Genomic DNA, 22,521 nt, shown 5'->3' with positions numbered 1-22,521 from the left:
GTGACTAAAGGAAAGGTGAAGTAATGGAAGAGAGTAAGGTTGAAGTTAGTCTTATTGCTGAGAATGATTTTGTGCAATTTTTTTCCTATTTAAGTGAACAGTTAGCTGAAAACGGACGGGGAGCTAACCCGCTTTTCCAGCCCCAGTCACCAGACTCGGACGGGTTAACAAAAGAGATGGAACTGCGCTTCACGTCAGGAATGACCGTGGATTTTCCACAATCAGGCTGGCGACGAGTGTGGGGAGCGTTCGATAAGCATGGAGTCATCATGGGTCATATTGATCTTCGTGGTCATCCAGAGGCTCATACGCAGCACAGGGCCTTGCTTGGCATGGGGGTACATAGAGATGCCAGACGCATGGGATTGGGTCAACAGCTTATAAAAACCGCCAAGCAGTGGGCTATCGATGAGGCTGAAATTGAGTGGATAGATCTTTGGGTATTATCTGAAAATTTACCTGCTATCAGTCTCTATGAAGCGACGGGTTTTATCAAAAATGGTGAGCTTGAAGATATGTTCAGGATAGATGGGCACTCCTATGCATTTACACGTATGAGTCTTCACCTTTGTGGATAGTGTTATAGGACCAGATAGCACTATATCCGGCCCTGACCTAACTCCTGCCGAGGTTGCTTATTCACTATCGGTACGTTCTTGCTCTCTGAAATGCTCTACGGTGAATAACTCTACCCGCATATCATCAGACCAATAATCAGCACTCCAGCCTCCTTTACGTTTTAATTCTCTGATAAATTGGCCCGGCTCAGGAAGCTGCTCCCATACCTGAGGCAGGTACACAGAGCGATGAAAGGCATCGCTCAATATCACGCCGTATCGATGATCTGCCAGATAACGAAGTAGTGCATCCTCATCGCTGACCTTTAACGGGCTGAGGGGGGAGAGCACCGAGAGCTCAACCGTGAGCCGCTCCATTTGTGATGCGAGCAGGGGAAGAAATCGATTATCTTTAAAGGCACTGCAAAGCGCCAGTTCGGGAATGCTCTTTGACAGGGGGCGATGACCTTCGATATCCCCCATACAACCGCTGAGATCCCCATCGAGAAATAGGGTGACAAAGCAACCGACATGGCGGGAGAGCAGGGGATCATCTGACAGGCTTTCGATGTCAGTTTGCTGCGGGTCAAAATAATCGACCAGAGTCTGCCTGGCTAAGGCTAACAGCCGTTGTTTCTCTTCTATGGTGAGATTAATACAGGGCGAAGCTGGCATAGCCTACCACCTTACTCTTATCTCCAGCACTGTCGCCGGAGTTGAGGTAACATATTTGCTCAATGGCCAGGTCGTGCCTCTTAGCATACATGTTCAGCCCATTGAGGGCATAGCAGCCACAAGCCTGATGAGATGAGAGTTGCGTGCTTAAGTCTGATATTTGCTCACAGGTCTCCTGGTCGAGTCTACAGGCCTCGGCGTAAGAGTGATAATGGCTGAGATCTGTACTCACCACGATTAGGGTATTTTCCCGCTGGCCGAATAACTCCAGAATATCGGCTACCACAGAGGGAGAGCATTCACCCACTACGATGGGAAGCAAACGGAATTGCTGCAGACAGAGCTGTAAAAATGGCAGTTGTACCTCCAGACAATGTTCATCCAGATGGGGGAGATCTGATATGACCACCTTATCCAAGCCGCTTAATTCTTCATAGTTCTGTTGCTCAATGGGGATTTTCCCTAAGGGGGTTGCAAAGGTATTAGCCTCGGGGAGGGCGCAGCCCCGGAGGTAGACTCGATGTGCAGGTCCCAGTAATACCACAGTCTCTATCTTATTATCGTCAAGGATCTGAGCGAAAGCGCGCCCGGCTACGGCTCCGGAATAGATATATCCCGCATGGGGAACGATGAGCGCCTTAGCTCGTCGCCTGTCGCTGGTTTTCACTCCCTGTCCACAGCTTTTATCGTTAGTCACGCAGAGGAATTGTTTGATTTGATTTGTCAGTTCAACGGGATCTGCAGGATAGAAAAGATCGGCAACGGCGGCTTGGCGTATCGAGCTTAACATTTGAACCTTCTTGAAGCTTCTGGAAGCTTAATAAACAAATTTAAACTAGGCTTTAAGTATAGGTGATGCAGGAGGTCTGCGGTGAAGGCAGAAACCAATATCATGGATATCGATAGCCACATTGTTCCCACCAAGTACTGGCATAAACTCGATGATGGCCGAATACAGTGCGATCTCTGTCCGCGAGAGTGTCAGTTGCGTGATGGTAAACGGGGAGTGTGTTTCGTACGCCAGAATCTCGATGGCATGATAAAACTGACCACCTATGGACGCTCCAGCGGTTTCTGTATCGACCCCATAGAGAAAAAGCCCCTGAATCACTTCTATCCAGGTAGCTCAGTGCTCTCATTTGGCACAGCCGGCTGCAACCTGTGCTGTAAGTTTTGCCAAAACTGGGATATCAGCAAGTCCCGTGAATTCGATACCCTCAGCGCCAGCGCGAGTCCTGAGGAGCTGGCACTAACGGCTGCAAGAATGGGGTGTAAAAGCATCGCGTTTACCTATAATGACCCGGTGATATTTCTCGAGTATGCCGTCGATGTTGCCAAGGCCTGCCGGGAGCATAAGATTAAAACCGTTGCCGTCACTGCAGGCTATATCAAGCCTGAACCCAGAGTCGAATTTTTCAAATATATAGACGCCGCTAATGTTGACCTGAAAGGCTTCACTCAAAACTTCTATCATAAGATCTGTAGTGGCCACCTCAGTGATGTGCTCGATACCTTGCTCTATCTTCATCATGAAACACAGGTCTGGTTCGAAATCACCACCCTGCTGATCCCCGGAGAAAACGATAGCTCTACCGAATTGGAGCAGCAGTGCAGGTGGGTTCATGACAACCTGGGGGCGGATGTCCCCCTGCATTTTAGTGCCTTTCACCCGGATTTTCATATGCTGGATAAGCCAAAAACCCCAGCTTCGACCCTACTACGAGCCAGGGATATCGCCCTTCAACAGGGGCTCAATCATGTTTATACCGGTAATGTGTTCGATGTCGCAGGTGGCAGTACCTACTGTCCGGGTTGCAAGAAGCAGGTGATAAACAGAGATTGGTATGAGCTCGGAGAGTACCACCTTAACGCAGAGGGTAAATGTACCTATTGCGGGACTCAACTGCCGGGATGTTTCTCCGGTGCTCCGGGTCACTTTGGTCGTAACAGGATCCCGATTTCCATTGGTTGAGCATGATGCTCTGTGAGTCATGTTGAATATTTGTTTTTTTAGGTGTGACCCTCGTCACTTATTTTAACCCTTCCTTAACTAATGGCTACCCAATTGGAGGTATTACTTTATGCTGGTCGCTATATTCGTACTGTTAAGACCAGTGCGTACTAGTACCAACAAAAAATCAAAGCTCTTAAATATTCCGCTTTGGATTTATAAAGAGATAACGGGAGTCATTATGTCTGCGGTAGATCACCTCACAGGGAATGTTCGTGTTCAACACTCCAATAACCAAACGAACGGATTGATGGATAAAATTAAATCGGTCCGGTTCCAGCAAAAGTTAATAGCATTCCTCACGATCATCTCATTTCTGTTTCTTGGCTACCAAGGCGTGACGGCAATGCAGCAGGCAGGCTCATCGATAGAAAGTCTGTATAACCAAGAGATGCAGCAGAGCATTCGGGCGACTAAGGTTCTTGAGGAGTTAGGTAGTGCCCGTAGTGGATTGCTGCTGGCATTTCAGCATGATCCAACTAACCCATTTTCCGAAATGCACAACCATGAAGTCGATAAACATATTGCCGATACCGAGAGCTCTATCCGAAGCCTTCATCAGATCATCGATAATGAGCTCTTAGAATCATCACTGGCCGGAGATGAGCTGGCCAAGATTAAGCAGCTGGAGCGACTTCTTGATAAAGTGACTACATCAGGTTTCAATCCGGCTTTAGATGCACTGGGGCAAGGAGATTATCTGGGTTCCAATCGAATTTTACTGACTCAGATTAATCCTCTGTTTAAAGAGATCACTGCCGAGACGGAGGCTTTTCTGACGTTAGAATTAGACAAAGCCAAGATCAAGTTTGATGAGTCCCAATCGAGTGTCGCCACCTTTATTCCTATGGTTATTCTCTTCTCTACTATAAGTATTTTAATCATTACTATTTCATCAACCTTGCTGATCCGTAGGGTTAGTAAGGCGGTTGTCGTACTGGAAGGTACGGCGGTCGATATCGCTAACGGCGATCTGACTAAACGCATAGAGCTGGGTGGAGACGATGAGTTTTCACATATTGCAGATTATGTGAATCAAATTGCCTACAGGTTTCAGCATGCGGTGCAAAATACCCATGATTCGACATCCCGCTTGGCGAGTTCGGCCGAAGAAAATTCAGTGGTATCGACCCAGACCCAACGTAACGTGGTCGATCAACAGCAGCAGACCCAATTGATCGCAACGGCTATTCACCAATTTACGGCGACGGTACGTGAGGTGGCTCAGAGCGCCGCCGCCGCAGCGACGACGTCGGAAGAGGCTAACGGCGCCGCGACTAATGGTCAGAGTGTTGTCGATGAGAGCATTTCGGTCATAGAAACCCTCTCTAAAGAGATGGACAGTGCCACCGAAGCGATGAAGCTATTGTCACAACATTCGGATGAAATTGGCTCAGTGGTCGATGTTATTCAGGGGATCTCAGAGCAGACGAACCTATTAGCTCTCAATGCTGCCATCGAGGCCGCTCGCGCCGGAGAGCAGGGACGAGGTTTTGCCGTCGTGGCCGATGAAGTACGAAACTTGGCTAAGCGAACTCAGGACTCTACGGAAGAGATCCAGAAGATGATCCAGCGACTACAGCAAGGTGCCCGTGATTCTATGGTGATGATGGAACGTGGAACCGAGCAGGCGAAGTTGAGTGTCGATAAATCCCAGCAAGCCGGTGATGCGCTGCAGCAGATCATGGCCAGTATCGAGCAGATCAATGCTTTGAATGCTCAGATAGCGACCGCTTCCGAACAGCAGAGCTCGGTTACAGAAGAGATAAACCAAAACATCATCAATATCAGCGATATTTCGGATCAGACCGCAGCAGGGGCCGAGCAGAGTAATGTGGCCACTCAGGAGTTAGCTAACCTGGCCGAGTCGATGCAGCAGGAGATAGCCCACTATCGGGTGTAGCATTATTTGAGTTGGAATTGAGAACGCAAAAGGGCTGTCGTGATGACAGCCCTTTTTTTATTCTTGCTACGGGCTACGGGCTACGGGCTACGGGCTACGGGCTACGGGCTACGGGCTACGGGCTACGGGCTACGGGCTACGGGCTACGGGCTACGGGCTACGAGGTAGGTTGTTCCTTATGTAGGAGCGGCTTCAGCCGCGAATGTTTCGGGTCAAATAGTCGTAAGCCGTAAGCCGTAAGTTATAAGTGGTAAGTAAAGCTAGTACCTTTCTTTGTTCTGTCTTTAGCACTGTCTTTAGCAACACCCATAAGCATAAGGCGCAGCTTTACCAGCCCCAGTAAGACCACTATCTCAATCTTATTATTGTGCGTTAAGAGATAATCATTTTTATGATGTGATAGGGCTCAACTCTTTTTACATTCCTTTTACTTCAAGCTACTTAATTGTAGGTAATGTACTAAGCTGATACCTATATTTGTATATCTAAAATTATTAAAAGTGCCCACCTTTAGCTGAACTGTATTAGATATTAATAGGGAATCATTATGTCTGCTTTAATCGCTCAATCAGGGAATGGAAGTGCTCAAAGGTCCATTACATCGGGATCTGGTCTTATGCAGCAGATAAAATCAGTTAGGTTTCAACTCAAGTTAATTGTATTTCTTACGGTTATCTCTTTTATACTTTTGGGGTATAAGGGGATCACTGGCATGCAGGATGCGGGAGACTCTATCGAGAATCTCTACAGCCAGGGCATGCAGCACAGCATAAGGGCTGGCAAGGTGCTGAATGAGCTTGCAAGTGCTCGCAGTGGACTTTTGCTGGCATTTCAACACGACCCGAGTGGCAAATTTTCAGAGATGCATAATCACCCACTGGAAAAGCATATCAAGGATACTCAAGCCTCTATTAAGCTGCTGCATCATATCGTTGATAATGAGATTTTAAGCTCTCCTCTGGAAGCTGAGGAACGTGAGCAAATTAATCGATTAACTGAGCTGCTGGATAAGGTCACCATTTCAGGATTTGAGCCCGCACTCGATGCGTTAAGAAGGGGAGAGTATGAGGAATCGAATCACATATTATTGACTCAAATTAACCCTCTATTTAAGAATATCACCACAGAAGCGCAGTCATTTTTGGATCTGCAGATAGCCGAAGGGGAAGAGAGTTTTGAGCAGTCTCAGGAGAATATGGCATCCTTCATTCTGTTAGTCGCTATGCTTTCCTGCATCAGTACGCTGATTATCAGTATCTGTTCTATTATGATTGTCAGACGAGTTAACCAGTCAGTGACACAACTTGAAAATACTGCGGTCGACATCACTAATGGCGATCTGACCAAGCGTATCAAACTGGGTGGAGATGATGAGTTTTCACATATTGCAGAGTTCGTGAATCATATTACTTCCAGATTTCAAAGTGCGGTGCTAAATACCCATGATTCGACATCCAGGTTGGCGAGTTCGGCCGAACAAAACTCAGTGGTATCGACTCAGACCCAACGAAATGTGGTCGATCAACAGCAGCAGACTCAGCTGATCGCTACGGCTATTCATCAATTTACGGCGACGGTACGTGAGGTGGCTCAGAGTGCAGCCGCCGCAGCGACGACCTCGGAAGAAGCTAATAGTGCTGCAAGTAATGGTCAGAGTGTTGTCGATGAGAGCATCAAGGTCATAGAAACACTCTCACAAGAGATGGACAGTGCGACCGAGGCGATGAAGCTACTGTCACAACACTCAGATGAAATTGGCTCTGTGGTCGATGTTATTCAGGGGATCTCTGAACAGACTAACCTGTTAGCACTCAATGCTGCCATCGAGGCTGCTCGCGCCGGTGAGCAGGGACGAGGTTTTGCGGTCGTGGCCGATGAGGTTCGTAATTTAGCTAAGCGTACTCAGGACTCCACGGAAGAGATCCAGAAGATGATCCAGCGAGTACAGCAAGGTGCTCGTGACTCTATGGTGATGATGGAACGTGGCACCGAGCAGGCGAAATTGAGTGTCGATAAGTCACAGCAAGCCGGTGATGCGCTGCAGCAAATTATGGCCAGTATAGAACAGATCAATGCCCTGAATGCGCAGATTGCGACCGCTTCCGAAGAGCAGAGCTCGGTCACCGAAGAGATAAATAAGAACATCATCAATATCAGTGATATCTCAGATCAGACCGCAGCAGGGGCAGAGCAGAGCAATGTAGCTACCCAGGAGTTAGCTAATCTGGCTGAATCTATGCAGCAGGAGATCGCGCAGTATCGGGTGTAGTGTTATTTGAGTTGGAATTGATAGTTTGAATTGAGAGCGTAAAAAGGGCTGACGCGATGACAGCCCTTTTTTATGTTGGCTGCGAGGTGCGAGGTGCGAGGTGCGAGGTGCGAGGTGCGAGGTGCGAGGTGCGAGGTGCGAGGTGCGAGGTAGGGGCTCTATATGTAGGAGCGGCTTTAGCCGCGAATTCTTAAAGGCTACGAGTCACTCGACTATAACGGTCGACATTCTTTATGTAGGAGCTGCTTTAGCCGCGAATAATTCAGAATCCAGCTTCGCCACTATTTATTAGCTCATTTCTTCCCGATAAAAGCGTGGGTTTCGGCCAATAAGCTGCCGGGACACAGGCAATAAAAAAGGCAGCCTAATGGCTGCCTTTCTTTGCTCTGTCTTGAACTTAAAGCTTATCGCTTAGAACTTAAAACTTGCTTCTTAACCTTCAAGCTTAGCGAGTTCTGCTTTCTGCTCGGTTAGCTTCTCGATATCGCGTTGGTACTCTGCTTGCTTAGCACGCTCTTTCTCAATCACGGCAGCAGGTGCTTTTGCAACGAAGCCTTGGTTAGAAAGCTTACCTTCGATACGCTTAAACTCACCGGCTGCTTTCTCAAGTAGCTTGTCGATACGAGCGACCTCTTTTGCCACATCGATAAGACCGGCCATAGGGATCAACAGCTCCATATCGCCAATCAACTGAGTGGTCGACATAGGGGCGGTTTCACCGTCGCTAAGAATCGTCATAGACTCAAGCTTAGCCAGCGTCTTAAAGAAGGTTTGGTTAGCATCAAGTCGAGCCTTATCCTGCTCACTCACACCACGTAGTAGTGCGTTTAGTGGCTTAGATGGAGCAATATTCAGCTCGGCGCGAATGTTACGTACCGCAGTGATCACTTGCTTAACCCACTCAATATCTTCCATCGCAGTGCTATCAACCTTGTCGGCTTGATATTGTGGGAACTCGGCCAACATCAGGGTATCACCCTCAACGCCAGCTAGAGGCTGGATACGCTTCCAGATGGTCTCAGTCAGGTAAGGCATCATAGGGTGCATCAGGCGCTGCATCTTCTCAAGTACAGTCACAAGTGTATGACGTGTGCCGCGAAGTTGTGCCTCAGTGCCGCTCTGCATAACAGGTTTAGTCAGCTCTAAGTACCAGTCACAGAACTGGTTCCAGGTGAACTCATAGATGGTGTTAGCTGCCAAGTCGAAACGGTAGTTGTCCATGTGCTCGTCATAGGCTTTAACGGTTTCGTTGAACAGGCTGATGATCCAGCGATCGGCTAATGATAGCTCTAGTGTGCCGCCGTTTTGGCCACAATCTAATGGCTCGCCAATCGCATCTTCATCAGCATTTTCTGACTGAACTTCGGTATTCATCAACACGTAGCGTGATGCGTTCCAGATCTTGTTACAGAAGCTGCGGTAACCATCGAGACGCTTCATGTCCCAATTGATATCACGGCCGGTAGAAGCCATAGACGCTAGGGTGAAACGTAGTGCATCGGTACCGTGGGCTTCGATGCCGTCACTAAACTCTTTACGTGTGCTCTTCTCGATTTTAGCTGCAAGCTTAGGCTGCATCATGTTACCGGTACGCTTAGTGACCAGTGACTCAAGGTCGATACCGTCAATCATATCCAGTGGATCGAGTACGTTACCTTTAGACTTAGACATCTTGTTACCGGCTTCATCACGGATAAGACCCGTAACGTAAACCGTTTTGAATGGCACCTGAGGCTTACCGTTTTCATCTTTGATGAAGTGCATGGTCATCATGATCATGCGCGCAACCCAGAAGAAGATGATGTCAAAGCCCGTAACCAACACATCGGTAGGGTGGAAGGCTTTCAACTCTTCAGTGTTCTTTGGCCAGCCCAGTGTAGAGAAGGTCCAAAGCGCAGAGCTGAACCAGGTATCTAACACATCGTTGTCCTGGCGAAGTACCACAGAGTCGTCAAGCTTATGCTTAGCACGAACTTCGGCCTCATCACGACCAACATAGACTTTCCCTGCTTCGTCGTACCAAGCCGGAATTCTGTGTCCCCACCAAAGTTGGCGTGAGATACACCAGTCCTGAATGTCACGCATCCAAGAGTTGTACATGTTCTCATACTGCTGAGGTACGAACTTGATATCACCGTTATCAACAGCTTCCATCGCCGTTTTCGCCATCGGCGCAACAGAGACATACCATTGGTCGGTCAATAGTGGCTCGATAACTACGCCAGAGCGATCGCCATAAGGCACTTTCAGTCCGTGCGGGTCGATCTTACCCAGCAAGCCAAGCGTGTCGAATTCGGCAACAATGACTTTACGGGCTTCGAAGCGGTCCAGACCGGCATAGCGCTCAGGCAGGCTGTTATCTAATTCATTGTTAGCCGTGCCGTCTGTGTTAACCACTTCGGCAGATGAACGGATCGCCGCATCGAAGGTTAAGATGTTATACATTGGCAATGCATGGCGCTTACCGACTTCGTAATCGTTAAAGTCGTGGGCCGGGGTGATCTTCACACAACCGGTACCGAACTCCATGTCGACGTAATCGTCGGCAACAATCGGGATAAGGCGGTTAACGACTGGCAGTAAGATGAACTTACCGATCAGTGATGCGTAACGCTCGTCATCGGGGTGAACCGCAACAGCGCTGTCACCTAACATGGTTTCAGGACGCGTAGTTGCGACTTCCAGATAATCTTTACCGTCTGCAGTCAGGGCGCCGTCGGCCAACGGGTAGCGGAAATGCCACATGCTGCCTTGCTTCTCTTTGTTCTCAACTTCGAGATCTGAGATAGCGGTGTGCAGGGCTGGATCCCAGTTAACCAGACGCTTACCGCGGTAGATGAGGTCGTCTTCGTACAAGCGTACAAATACTTCCTGTACCGCTTCAGACATACCTTCGTCCATGGTGAAACGTTCACGATCCCAATCAACCGATGCGCCCAGGCGACGTAGTTGCTTAGTAATAGTGCCGCCGGACTCGTTCTTCCAGTCCCAGATACGGTCGATGAACTTTTCACGGCCTAAATCGTGGCGATTTAACCCCTCTTCGGCGGCGACTTTGCGCTCTACCAACATTTGAGTCGCGATACCCGCATGGTCGGTACCGACCTGCCAAAGGGTGTTTTTGCCCTTCATACGCTGGTAACGAGTCAAGGTATCCATAATGGTATCCTGGAAGGCATGGCCCATATGCAGACTACCCGTCACATTTGGTGGCGGGATCATGATGCAATAGTTGCCCTGCGACTCATCGCCATGTGGCTTGAAGTAACCTTTCTCTTCCCAGCTTTGGTAGAGAGACTGTTCAATAGACTGCGGATTGTATGTTTTTTCCATGGGAGCGTGTGCTTCTCAAACTAAATTAAGTGGTTGTTTTGCTAAATCCTGGGTGTTCAATGTAACTCCCAGGCTCCGATACTGCCGATATCGATCGCGGGCGATCGCTTTATGGCCGGTATCGTTGGCAACGAAATCGATAATCTGACCAAAGTTTACCGCAAATGAGGGGACTTGGTCTGCAAGATTAATCAGAAGATGGCGATTTTTATTGGGACCCAGCTTATCGAAGCCTATTTCAACCGGAGCACCGGTGGTGGGTCCTTCCCCTTTCAAATTATGGGGAACGAAAGAGCGCGGTTCAAACTGCCATAAAAGTTCATCGATGGCATAAGCCTGCTCTCTATCCTGGCAGTGAAGATAAACCAGTTGCTGCTGCGTAAATGCCTGCTGAGCCAGTTCACAAGCCAAATGATACATCTGCTCTAATGCCGTTCCCGAGCTTCGAGGCTCAGTTGGCATAAGATAAAATAGGGTCTGTGTCATAGTTAGGCTTATTCAGCGGACGAAAGAGGAGATTTTACACTAGATGCGGCTAGTGATCAGCCACTTTTTCTGTTCTCTGACTTCCATTTTTGTCATCAAAGTTTAATGGTGCGTTTAGCTTTGATTTTTGCTTCGATTTTAGTTTTTTACTTAACAGTATTTTGGATACAGCTATTGTTACTCCAAATTTTAAGGTTCACTGTACTGTCGGTATAGATTGAGATTATAGAACTATGTGAATTGCAGCAGACCTACGAGAAACTTAGCAAAGGCAACTCCCTCACAAACAGGTAAAGAGTGTAAAAGAGCGTAGATGCAGCCGTTATTTCAACACTCTTTATCGACAGCCGTTACTGGAATACTTGTTCTCTCACCTTATCCAATTTTTCCAGTATTTCCTCAATTTCCTCAGTACTCATCGGTTGATTTAAGAATTGAATCATCGCATCCATACCTGAAGCTGACATTTCTGAAGGCGTATCGCGATCATAAAATTGGGTAATTCCAGCTGCCTCTTCGAGAATTGTGTATCCCGCCTGTATGAGCTGGTTCTTCCCTTTTTCAGCTGCTTGATTGGGAGAAATCATTCCCATTTGATTATTCATCGCGCATTGAATATCGGCCCTCCCCATAAAGGCCAGAAATTGTTTCGCTGTTTTCTTATTTCTTGCATTATGCGGAATGATAAGAATATCTATAGGAGCTTCCTCATAGTATGGAAGGTCTGACTTGATCTGAGGAAAGCGAAAAAAACCAATGTCGTCTCTTATACTTTTAGGAAGCTGAGGTACAAGGAAGTTTCCCATTAGTAACATTCCGGCTTTACCCCGATAAATATATGGTAGGGTACTTCGCCAATCGAGCTTGTTGTGAGGCTCAAGGAAAAATTGATGGTCCAGCAATTCTTTCCAATATCGAAATACCTCTTTTATGCGAGGGTCGGTATAAGACACTTTGCCTTTCATTAAGTTTTGGTGGAAGGGTAAACCATTGATGCGGAGATTCAAATAATCAAACCAACCGGCAGCAGCCCAACGGTCCTTAGAGCCTAGCGCAATAGGAACGATATTATTCGCTTTCAGGGTTTCCCCTACTTGAATAAACTCTTTCCAAGTCTGAGGAGGTCGGAGATTATGTTGTCTAAAAATCGACTTCCGATAGTAGAATCCCCATTGATAATAAGATATCGGGAGACCGTAGGTTTTATCGTGAGTGGTAACAGCGGTTTTGAAAGTTTTAGAAAATTCTTTATCCCAATTTTGTTTTTTCCATATGTCGTCAATCGGCTCTACCCATTCTTTTGACACAAACTCATCGAGTTTTGCTCCCGCAAACCAAAACAAGACATCACTGTGGAATTTCTTGGAATGAAGCCATCCTTCAATTGCTGCTTTATAAGTTTCTTGTCCTATCTCTCTACGTGTAACCTCAATTTCTGGATGTTCCTTCTCAAACTCTTTAATCTTATTAAAAAAAGTGCTTCTCTGGTCGGCACTAGAAACCATTAGCGTAATCTTTAATGATTCTTTTGCAGTGCCTATTGTTGGAAGTAAACAAAATATACATCCGATCGATAGCAGAATTTTTGTGAGTTTGTACAAAATAATCCTTCAAAAAACTTAACAATTTAGTCTGTTGAACAGCTTAGTTCACTCACTGACAACCAACCAATTCAGTTGCCTAGTGCAACATATTTGCAACGATTTTAACCGCGAGCCCGTAAAATTTCTGTGAAGCAACGACCATTGTGGTTATAGAAACCAAGAGTAAAGATAATCTAAGAGACAAATTACCCGGTGTAAGTGAGATCGAAAACCTCGATTTCATGGCGAGGTATCACTTAGTGATGCTCTTCGAGCAAGAGGCATGGAGGCCTAACAGGCTTTTAAGCAGGGATGTTGTTTGAAATCGCAGAGCGCCTAGGTATGCTCTTATGAAATTAATAGCCAGCGTACCGATAGATTACTTACACATAAGCCCTGTGCAAGCGATAGCCCGCAATGATGTGGCGAGCTTCAAGGCATCTAGGTGAGATAGAAAATCATCAACCCGATTACTTGGTGTTTTTTGGGATATCCCTTGCACCAATCAGTCGGCCGAAAAATACCGATAAACCTATAGTTTTTCTGACATGCTCAGCCCAGTAAGCGCCGATGAGAAATCCTACCGCAGCCCATAGCGGTACGTTTAATGAGTATATCTCTCCCGATTGCAGGCTGATCATGACGCCGATAAAAGCGCCTATGAGTGTTGGTGAGCATGCAATGGATAACCACAATAATGACTGCACGAAAAAAGCGATGAATCTCATTTATTATCCTTAACTTAAATGATTCGACATATTATGTCTCATGTTCTGTCAGATTTAAATCAATATAATTTCACAACCTTCGCGCATCAACTTTCTTTAAGTGTGAGATGGCACTGGTAAGCCGGCTTGCTTGCTGGTAAATTAGTCATTGGTTGAATTCAAACTAATAGCTAATCCAAGGAGTATTTGATGATTGTCGTTTCCCTTTACCGGGCAAACACAGCAAGTTAACTAACCTAAGTTGCCAGAGTGGCTTCCACTTAAGTTAAACCTGCATCTGTCCGGTAGTGATGTTCACTTTTACCGGGACCTTATAAGTTTAAGAATCCCAGAATGAAATATTCAGGCGCTTTGCGCTGGGGTCAATATGACAAAATCAAATCGTTTCGCCTCTATCCGTTCCACTAAAAAAACCGTTACAACACTACAAGCCGAGCCAGCTAAGCCGGAATCTGCTGTCGTGCACTCTGTTGACAGAGAAGTTGTTGAACGTTCAGATAAGTTAAGCCTGTCGCAGATGGGTTGGCGTGCTCATTTTCAGCGTCAGTTAGCTGAGCAGGAGTTTCAAGACGGCAGAGTGGCGCGAATCTCTGCCCACCACCGTGGTCAGTACGGCTTGTTAACCGAGCTGGGGGAAACCAGTTTAGCTATCAAGAGTGACCTCCCGCCTATGACAGTAGGTGACTGGCTACTACTCGATGAACAGGATCGCTTTTTACATCTGTTTGAACGTGATTCACTGTTCAGTCGCAAGGCGGCGGGGTGCAGGTCTGAGCGGCAACTTATAGCATCGAATCTGGACTGGGTATTTATAGTCTCATCGCTTAATCACGACTTTAATATCAACCGTATCGAACGATATCTGGCGTTGGTCAATGACGCTAAAGTCACACCTGTAGTGGTGCTGACCAAACAAGATCTCTGTGATGATATTAGTGCCTATACCGAGCAACTCAGGGCATTGGACAGTAACTTGTTGATTGAAACTGTCAATGGTCTGGAAAATGACAGCGTGCAGGCGTTAGAGAGTTACTGCTGCATGGGTAAAACGGTGGCACTGATAGGCTCGTCCGGTGTGGGTAAGTCGACCTTAGTTAACACCTTACTCGGTCAAGCTGAGCAGAGCACATCTGGCGTTAGAGCCGATGACAGTAAGGGACGACACACGACCACGGGACGCTCCCTGCATCTGATGCCAAGTGGTGGTCTATTGCTAGATACGCCGGGTATGCGCGAGCTACAACTGGCGGATTGCGAAGATGGAGTTAATGACACCTTCTCTGAGCTGGTTAGCTTAGCCGAGCGGTGCCGTTTCGGCGACTGCCAGCATCAAGAAGAGCCGGGCTGCGCGGTACAAGCTGCTATCTCATCGGGCAACTTGAGTGAGCGCCGCCTCATCAGTTATCAAAAACTGCTGCGCGAACAGGCACTAAATGGTGCCAGTATCGCCGAGAAACGTGCCCAGGGACGCAGTCAAAGTAAGCTATATAAACGCATACAGGATAGCTCGAGATCCAATAAGCGGGGCTAGTTAATAAGAGAGGCTATTGTCCCAATGGCCTCTCTTTGTTTGGTTTTTTTCACATCGATAGTTCATGCTCCTAGCCCTGATATCCGCAGCCCTTGTATTTAAGTTCTCTTTGTACCTCTTGTCTTTGACCTGTTTATCCGTTTGGAATTAATTCCATAAGTGGACCGGGCTTGCACATGTTTTCTTCGTTGCTGAATGCTTCAAAACTCTGGCTCAAATACATTGCTCACTATGAATCCCACTTGTATCTTAACATGTAACTGAAATGAGGTTTTTCTGATCTCTACAGTGATGACTCGGTGAAACATCACTGATTGCTTGATCTTAAAATATGGACTGAAATATCTATGCTGCTTAAACACAAAATAACCGGGCTGTTCACTTCGTTATCATTTTTTATGGTGCTCCTCGTATCAATTGTTGCTTATCAGAATTTTGCAGAGTTTAGTCAAGCCAGTTACCAGGAAAAGGTTGAAACACAGTCTAAGCTGGTGGCTCAGGCATTAGATGAAAAGTTAATGCGTTTTTTCGATGTGATCGACTCTGCCGCATTCTTCTTCGACGAAAATGGCGAGCTCGATCTTGAACGAGCAAACATCACGGTTGAGCAGATTGCTAGGACAGTCAAAGGGGAGGCGGGTATCTATCTGGGCTTGAAAGATGGCACCCTGATTAGTGATGGTAAGGTTGTGGCTAACTTCAATGCGATCACGGCTAAGCGTGAGTGGTTTTTGAAAATCTTTGAAGGTGAGCATTACGTCGTTTCAAGGTCTTTTGTGGATGTAACTAAGAACGTCGAAGTGTTTGGCCTTTCTGTGCCTATTATGCATCAAGGGCGAACTTCCGGGGTCGTGTTAATTAACATCCCCGTTAAGTTATTCAGTGATTTCGCCGCCTCTCTTACCAGTAAGAACCAGATGTTCGTCTACCGCAGCGATGGCTATATTTTATCGAGTGAGGATAAAGATAATATTGGTAAAAACATATTTGAGATACGCCCGCAATACAAGGTGATATCTGAATCAAACAAGTCGATGACTTACACTGCTCCCGGTTTGGGCGATTACTTCGTTACAAGTAGTAAGCTGAAGGTTCGTAACTGGACTGTGGCTAGCTATGAAGCTGTGAAGAAAATAGAAGCAGCCAGCATGAATAATCTGTATGACGCTCTTATCTTGATTGTCATCTGCCTGGTTGCGCTCATGCTCATTATGTACTGGATGGTTATTCGTCTTATCTACAAACCTATCGGCGGGGAACCGTTGGATATCTCAAATATTGTTAAGCAAGTGGCAGATGGTGATTTGAGTATGGATCTATCCTCCTCCGGGCTGGAGGAAGGTATTTATGGCAATGTGATCGCCATGACAAAGAACCTTAGGGTCATAGTCACCAATATCAATGAAACGACAGGTGAACTTAATCGCTCCTCCGTCTCCCTTTCATCGTCAGCAGAGACGATGAGTGACGGCTCAAAGGCACAAACTGTGCAGCTCGAACAGACTTCGGCGGCGATGAACGAAATGACCTCCACAGTCGATGAAGTGGCACGAAGTGCACTGCAAGCGGCTGAGTCGGCCCAGGGGGCTAACGAGCATTCCGAGGTTGGAATGAAGGTGGTAGAGGATATGAATGCCAATATCCGTTCACTGGTCAATGAGATGAATGATGTCACCCATGTCATCGAAAACGTTGAGGCCGAAACTGTCAATATTGGTAGCATTCTCGATGTGATTAAAGGCATTGCCGATCAGACTAATCTTTTGGCTTTAAATGCAGCAATTGAAGCGGCACGGGCCGGTGAGCAAGGTCGAGGTTTCGCGGTAGTGGCAGATGAAGTTAGAAGTCTTGCAAGCCGTACACAAGAGAGTGCCAATGAGATCTCTGAAATGATAGAAAAACTACAGACAGAGGCTAAAAAAGCGGTAGAAAAGATGGGTACGAACGCTCAGCTTGCTCGACTGACTTCGACAAAGACGGAGGAAGCGAATCAATCTCTGGCACAAATAACGACTTCTGTTTCAGTTATTCTAAATATGAATGATCAGATTGCCACGGCGTCAGAGCAGCAGACTCAGGTTGCGGCGGAGATTAACCAGAGTGTCCTTGAGATCAATGATTCGGCAAAAGAGACAAATAAGCACTCCGATAGCACTACGGAACTCGCACAAGAGCTGGGCGGAATGGCGAATAGCTTAAATGGTATAGTGAGCCAATTTAAGCTTGGAAGTCAGCCTTAAGTATCCCTTAACGTGATAGGGAGGTGTGGCCGTGACCTTTGATGAGCACGGCTATTTTATTACATGCTGCAAATTAAGTCGGCTTCACATAAGGTTTAGTTTTGAAGACGAACTCGGCAAAATTTGTGTGCTTTATGATGGTGCCAGCCTCCTCTGTTGTGATCCCCTAAAAGTGGGCTCTCTCTAGTTTCTCTCTGGAGAGCCCAGCTGTTATTGCTTTAATCTTCAGGTCTGCTTTCCTGCCATATTCTGTGCACTTGAGTATCTACGAACGTCCAGTTTCCAAATGGCTACTACATCAAGTTTGGTGGGGGGGAGAGTTGTTATTCACTCAAAAAGTTATCCTTTGCAAGAAACTTAGGTGAAATTGATTCAAAAGAACTGGGGTAGTTGAGTGAACGGTTTATTCTTCCGTTAAATCAATGGCTTTGCCCTACCAAAATAAATCTCTTGTATCAGGGGCTATATATCTATACTCAACAAGGGGAAAACGGTATAATTCTTTTCCGATTTAATCATCGGACAAGGACACTGCAAGAATGAGTAACCCCCTATATAATAAAGATATAATATCAATATCTAATCTTTCTCGTTCAGAACTTGAACTCATTGTTTCTACAGCAAAACAATTGAAACAATATCCTTCCCCCGATTTGTTGAAAAATAAAGTCATCGCAAGTTGTTTTTTTGAAGCCTCTACACGTACGCGGCTCTCTTTTGAGACGGCAGTAAATAGGTTAGGAGGAGACATTATCGGTTTTCCTGATAGTGGTAATACTTCATTGGGAAAGAAAGGGGAAACGCTTGCTGACTCGGTAAAAGTGATCTCCTCCTATTGTGATGCATTTTTTATACGCCATAACCAAGAGGGGGCGGCTAGACTCGCAAGTGAGTTTTCCTCGGTACCGGTTATTAATGGTGGGGATGGTTCTAACCAGCATCCAACTCAGACTCTACTCGACCTCTTCACTATCTACGAGACACAGGGAACCCTAGATAAACTTCAGGTGGCTTTTGTTGGCGATCTTAAATATGGACGCACAGTCCACTCATTAACGCAGGCTTTGGCGCTGTTTAATTGTGAGTTTCACTTTATCGCTCCGAGTGTCCTGTCTATGCCTGATTACATTATTGATGAGCTCGATGCGGCTGGTTGTAAATATACGATACACGATACGTTAGACCCTATCGTGAACAGTTTAGATATTCTTTATATGACGCGCGTTCAAAAGGAACGTTTTGATGAGACCGAGTATCAGCATATGAAGTCGAGTTTTATCTTGACCGCAGAGATGCTCGAAGGAGTGAAGGATAACCTCAGGGTATTGCACCCACTACCTAGGGTAGATGAGATAACAACAGACGTAGATAACACGCCTTATGCCTATTATTTCCAACAAGCTGAAAATGGTGTATATGCCCGTCAAGCTTTGCTTGCTTTGGTGTTGACCAATAAGTTTGGAGACCAGTAATGAAGAAGCAATTAACAGTTGAAGCGATAGAGCATGGTACCGTCATTGATCATATCTCACCTGGTCAGGGTATTAAGATATTGAAGTTTTTTGAGCTGTCAGAAGGGTTACAGCGCATCAGTATAGGTTTGAACCTACCGAGTCATGATGGGAGCTGTAAAGATTTGATCAAGATTGAAAATACGGTATTTGATCAGAATCAGGCGAATCAGTTAGCTTTATTTGCACCTAAAGCCACCATTAATGTCATTGAAAACTTTGAAGTCGTTAAGAAGTTTAAGGTTGCTATACCAGAACGCATCACAGGGGTGTTTACATGCCCTAATAGCAACTGTATTAGTCTAAACGAACCCGTCGATAGCCGTTTCGATATTAAGCAAGCGAAATCCGATATAAAGTTGAAGTGCCATTACTGTGAGAAGTCCTTCTTGTCAGGGCTGTTCTCAGAATTGCATTAATGAGTCGCCTTTTGTTAACTCATAACTGCTGTAATTTTGATTTTCGTTGAGGTTATCGATATCTAAACGGTAACCGTTCGATATTTTTCTAAAAAAAACAAGGTGATGCATTGATAGTGCATCACTCTTTTCTGCTGGAGTTGCATTTACTGCTACCAACTCTGACGTACGCCAGTTATCTGCATAGTGTGACTGTAGTGCGAGAGCCTATGTTACAAAAACACCTGCTAGTCTAAATGCAAATCAATAGGTGTCTTGCTCTGCATACCGCCGCTTTCTCGTACCAACTTTGGTACCAGGAATCCTGGCAACTCAATTAGCATCTGATGCATTAATTGGCTAGCCTCATTATCTTCAATATGAAAGTGGCTTGCTCCTTCAACCTTGTCCAGTAAGTGCAGGTAGTAGGGTAAGATACCCGCTGCAAACAGTGATTCACTTAAATCAACCTGAGCTTGGCAGCTATCATTGATACCTTTTAGCAATACAGCCTGATTTAGAAGAGTTACCCCTGCATTTTTTAGCTGAGTTAATTTTTCTGTCAGCACTTGATCTATTTCATTGCCATGATTGATATGAGTTACCATCACAATCTGCAACCTTGATCTGGACAGACGTTGACATAGCTGTTCAGTAATTCGGTTAGGAATCACCACTGGTAGACGGGTATGGAGTCGTAAGCGTATTATACGCGGAATTTTTTCTAGCCGATCGACAAACCACTCAATGGCGTCATCATTAGCCATCAAGGGATCACCACCACTGAGGATAACTTCATTGATGTTATTGTCATTGGCGATGTAGTCGAGAGTTTCCAATAGAGACTGCTTGTTCAGGTGGTTGTTTTTATATGGAAAATGTCGCCTGAAGCAGTATCGACAATTTATCGCACATCCAGTCCGGAACAGAATGAGCACCCGGGACTTATATTTATGTAGTAATCCTGGTCGTTGATTGCTTTGCTCTTGCAGCGGATCTTGATAAAATCCCGCCACCTTGAGAAACTCTTGGCGTACAGGCATGACCTGTAAAAGCAAAGGATCGTTAGGGTTTCCTTTTTCCATCTTATTGATAAAGGGAAGAGGGACCTTAACTGGAAACAATTTTCGTGCGTCAAAATCGCTGGAATTGAAATAAGAAGGCTCGATTGACAAGATTTTTAGCAATGTTTCAGGCTTACTTACGGCCATAGCCAATTCTTTTTGCCAGCAGGACTGCAAAGTTGGGGCGATACTTTGTATCATCAGGATAGAGTGCCGATATTTTATAAATGAGGATAAGATGGCTAATTATAGCACTAACGATTTCAGGGGTGGCCTTAAATTTATGTTGGATGGCGAACCTTGTAGCATTATTGAAAACGAGGTAGTTAAATCCGGCAAAGGTCAGTCATTTAACCGGGTAAAGATCCGTAGACTTCTGTCAGGTAAAGTGATTGAGAAGACCTTTAAGTCAGGTGAGACGGTTGAAGCGGCTGATGTTACCGACCCAGAGTTAGCCTATCTGTATGCAGATGGTGAGTTTTGGCATTTCATGAATAATGACACCTTCGAACAACTTGCTGCCGATGAAAAAGCAATGGGTGATTGCGTGAAATGGTTAGTTGAAAGCCAGATATACACATTAACGCTATGGAATGAAAGACCAATTGCCGTAACACCACCTAACTTTGTCGAGTTAGAAGTGGCTGAAACTGACCCTGGTCTTAAGGGCGATACGGCGGGAACGGGCGGAAAACCGGCCAACTTGGTGACGGGAGCTTTAGTACGTGTGCCGCTGTTTATTCAAATTGGTGATGTTATTCGTGTCGATACCCGTAGCGGCGAATATGTTGCTCGTGTAACTAAGTAAAACAGAAAGTTGTATTGTCCCAGTATGAGTACTTAAGGGTATTTATGCTGGGATTTTTTGTAATAATACCAATTATACCAAATATCTGTTCATTCAGCGGGAATTCAAAGTGCTGAAGGCAAGGCGGATGATTGAAGCTAATAGTTATTCTATATCTAAATCATCCAACGTAGTATGCAGTGCTTTGCCCTTTGCTTTGAACTACACCCGCCCTACGGGAGGCTCTCAAACATTCCACTTCTGCTTTGCATTGACTTAAAAGGGAATAACCATTCTTTCATCAATGCGCCTTGAATTGAAATGTTTGAGCACCTCTGAATTGACAACATATTTAGTATAATTGGTATAAGTGGAATATATCATGACTCAACCTATGTGGCAGCCGAGTGCTAGCATCGCAAATCTACGTAAAAGAGCCGAAATACTAACTGCGATCAGAGCTTTTTTTCATCAGGCTGATGTACTCGAGGTGGAAACTCCCAGCTTATCTCAAGCCAGTGTTACAGACGTCCATTTGGCGAGCTTTGCAACTCAATTTGTCGGCCCGGGGTTTGCCAATGGTGTTCCTCTGTATCTACAGACATCACCTGAATACGCCATGAAACGACTACTGGCTGCAGGGAGTGGGGCAATATTTCAAATCAGCAAAGCGTTTCGTAATGAGGAATCGGGTCGGCACCATAACCCGGAATTCACCATGCTTGAATGGTATCGTCCGGGCTTCGATCATTTTCAGTTAATGGATGAAATTGACCGCCTAATGCAGCATATATTAGTTTGTCTACCCGCCGAAAAGTTCACTTATCAAGAGGTATTTGAATTACATTTGGGAGTGGATCCTTTGGTTGCATCACTGGAGGAGCTTAAGGCGGTATGCAGCAAACATGGATTTGCTAACATCAGCGAAACCGAAACCGATAAGGACACCCTGTTGCAGCTATTATTCTGCACTCAGGTGGAACCGAATATAGGCCAGAAAGCCCCCTGTTTTGTATATGATTTTCCAGCCTCCCAAGCTTCGCTTGCCAATATTTGCTCCAGCGACAGCCGGGTAGCAGAGAGATTTGAGCTGTACTACCAAAATATGGAGTTAGCAAACGGGTTTAATGAACTAACCGATGCCGCAGAACAAGCGCATAGATTTAAGCAGGATAATCTAAAGCGTCAGTCGATGGGCTTACCATCGGTCAGCATAGATTCTCATTTGATCTCAGCTCTGGAACATGGGTTGGAACCCTGTTCTGGTGTTGCGCTCGGGATAGACAGATTAATCATGTTGGCATTGGGTTGTGACTCCATTAAGCAGGTGATCTCTTTCGATATCGAAAGGGCGTAGGGTAGAACAACTGGGTCACTATCGCCGATAGGTACGCGCAAGGGCGCAGTCAGAGTAAGCGAAATAAACACATACAGGATAATTCAAG

17 protein-coding genes are annotated in these 22,521 nt (G+C 45.9%); 10 read left to right on the top strand and 7 right to left on the bottom strand.

What is annotated here, in order from left to right; genetic code table 11:
- The first annotated feature begins 23 nt into the window (after positions 1-23).
- The gene (locus EKG39_RS04070; RefSeq protein WP_126504442.1) at positions 24-578 is read left to right on the top strand and encodes a GNAT family N-acetyltransferase; all 555 of its coding nucleotides are present in this window, start codon (positions 24-26) and stop codon (positions 576-578) included.
- Positions 579-635: 57 nt separating this feature from the next.
- Here EKG39_RS04070 and amrA read toward each other — a convergent pair whose 3' ends face one another.
- Together amrA and amrB are read right to left on the bottom strand one after the other, a co-directional pair.
- Positions 636-1,232 carry an AmmeMemoRadiSam system protein A gene (gene amrA / locus EKG39_RS04065; protein ID WP_126504440.1) on the bottom strand — a complete coding sequence of 199 codons (597 nt, stop codon included), beginning with the start codon at positions 1,230-1,232 and terminating at the stop codon, positions 636-638.
- Entirely contained in the window at positions 1,210-2,022 is an 813-nt protein-coding gene (gene amrB, locus EKG39_RS04060; protein ID WP_126504438.1) for an AmmeMemoRadiSam system protein B, read from the bottom strand. Before amrB ends, amrA begins: the two co-directional genes overlap by 23 nt.
- A gap of 102 nt (positions 2,023-2,124) precedes the next feature.
- Between amrB and amrS the strand changes: the two genes are divergently transcribed.
- From amrS to EKG39_RS04040, 3 genes are all read left to right on the top strand, one after another.
- Positions 2,125-3,204, top strand: a complete 1,080-nt coding sequence (gene amrS / locus EKG39_RS04055; RefSeq protein WP_126504717.1) for an AmmeMemoRadiSam system radical SAM enzyme — start codon at positions 2,125-2,127, stop codon at positions 3,202-3,204.
- 220 nt (positions 3,205-3,424) lie between these two features.
- Positions 3,425-5,146: a methyl-accepting chemotaxis protein gene (locus EKG39_RS04050; protein WP_126504436.1), complete on the top strand. Its 1,722-nt coding sequence runs from the start codon at positions 3,425-3,427 to the stop codon at positions 5,144-5,146.
- Positions 5,147-5,693: 547 nt separating this feature from the next.
- Complete coding sequence (locus tag EKG39_RS04040) at positions 5,694-7,415, top strand: methyl-accepting chemotaxis protein (RefSeq protein ID WP_126504432.1); 1,722 nt, start codon at positions 5,694-5,696, stop codon at positions 7,413-7,415.
- Between the two features lie 432 nt (positions 7,416-7,847).
- On the opposite strand, the gene EKG39_RS04035 is transcribed toward EKG39_RS04040, so the two are convergent.
- The 4 genes from EKG39_RS04035 to EKG39_RS04020 all read right to left on the bottom strand — a co-directional run bounded on the left by EKG39_RS04035 (position 7,848) and on the right by EKG39_RS04020 (position 13,545).
- Complete coding sequence (locus tag EKG39_RS04035; protein WP_126504430.1) at positions 7,848-10,748, bottom strand: valine--tRNA ligase; 2,901 nt, start codon at positions 10,746-10,748, stop codon at positions 7,848-7,850.
- A 15-nt stretch (positions 10,749-10,763) separates the two neighbouring features.
- On the bottom strand, positions 10,764-11,234 hold the full coding sequence (locus EKG39_RS04030) for a DNA polymerase III subunit chi (protein ID WP_126504428.1): 471 nt from the start codon (positions 11,232-11,234) through the stop codon (positions 10,764-10,766).
- 350 nt (positions 11,235-11,584) lie between these two features.
- Entirely contained in the window at positions 11,585-12,739 is a 1,155-nt protein-coding gene (locus EKG39_RS04025) for an ABC transporter substrate-binding protein (protein WP_148103048.1), read from the bottom strand.
- A gap of 548 nt (positions 12,740-13,287) precedes the next feature.
- Positions 13,288-13,545, bottom strand: coding sequence for a hypothetical protein (locus EKG39_RS04020; RefSeq protein WP_126504425.1), 258 nt, complete (start codon positions 13,543-13,545; stop codon positions 13,288-13,290).
- A 367-nt stretch (positions 13,546-13,912) separates the two neighbouring features.
- On the opposite strand from EKG39_RS04020, the gene rsgA reads away from it, so the two are divergent.
- The 4 genes from rsgA (at position 13,913) to pyrI (ending at position 19,246) form a co-directional block, all read left to right on the top strand.
- Positions 13,913-15,076: a ribosome small subunit-dependent GTPase A gene (gene rsgA, locus EKG39_RS04015; protein WP_126504423.1), complete on the top strand. Its 1,164-nt coding sequence runs from the start codon at positions 13,913-13,915 to the stop codon at positions 15,074-15,076.
- A 347-nt stretch (positions 15,077-15,423) separates the two neighbouring features.
- Complete coding sequence (locus EKG39_RS04010; RefSeq protein ID WP_126504421.1) at positions 15,424-17,316, top strand: methyl-accepting chemotaxis protein; 1,893 nt, start codon at positions 15,424-15,426, stop codon at positions 17,314-17,316.
- Positions 17,317-17,855: 539 nt separating this feature from the next.
- Positions 17,856-18,788 carry an aspartate carbamoyltransferase gene (gene pyrB, locus EKG39_RS04005; RefSeq protein ID WP_126504418.1) on the top strand — a complete coding sequence of 311 codons (933 nt, stop codon included), beginning with the start codon at positions 17,856-17,858 and terminating at the stop codon, positions 18,786-18,788.
- A complete protein-coding gene (gene pyrI, locus EKG39_RS04000) occupies positions 18,788-19,246 on the top strand; it encodes an aspartate carbamoyltransferase regulatory subunit (RefSeq protein WP_126504416.1) in 459 nt (152 codons plus the stop codon). The genes pyrB and pyrI overlap by 1 nt, the downstream gene beginning before the upstream one ends.
- 227 nt (positions 19,247-19,473) lie before the next feature.
- Here pyrI and epmB read toward each other — a convergent pair whose 3' ends face one another.
- Positions 19,474-20,490: an EF-P beta-lysylation protein EpmB gene (epmB, locus tag EKG39_RS03995; RefSeq protein WP_126504415.1), complete on the bottom strand. Its 1,017-nt coding sequence runs from the start codon at positions 20,488-20,490 to the stop codon at positions 19,474-19,476.
- Positions 20,491-20,527: 37 nt separating this feature from the next.
- Between epmB and efp the strand changes: the two genes are divergently transcribed.
- Both efp and epmA read left to right on the top strand, forming a co-directional pair.
- Positions 20,528-21,097, top strand: coding sequence for an elongation factor P (efp, locus tag EKG39_RS03990; protein ID WP_126504412.1), 570 nt, complete (start codon positions 20,528-20,530; stop codon positions 21,095-21,097).
- A 361-nt stretch (positions 21,098-21,458) separates the two neighbouring features.
- Positions 21,459-22,433 carry an elongation factor P--(R)-beta-lysine ligase gene (epmA, locus tag EKG39_RS03985; protein ID WP_126504410.1) on the top strand — a complete coding sequence of 325 codons (975 nt, stop codon included), beginning with the start codon at positions 21,459-21,461 and terminating at the stop codon, positions 22,431-22,433.
- Positions 22,434-22,521: the final 88 nt, after the last annotated feature.

Source organism: Shewanella atlantica (assembly GCF_003966265.1).
In the GTDB taxonomy this organism is placed as follows: Bacteria; Pseudomonadota; Gammaproteobacteria; order Enterobacterales; family Shewanellaceae; genus Shewanella; species Shewanella atlantica.
This window is presented reverse-complemented; position numbering and strand designations above follow the sequence as displayed.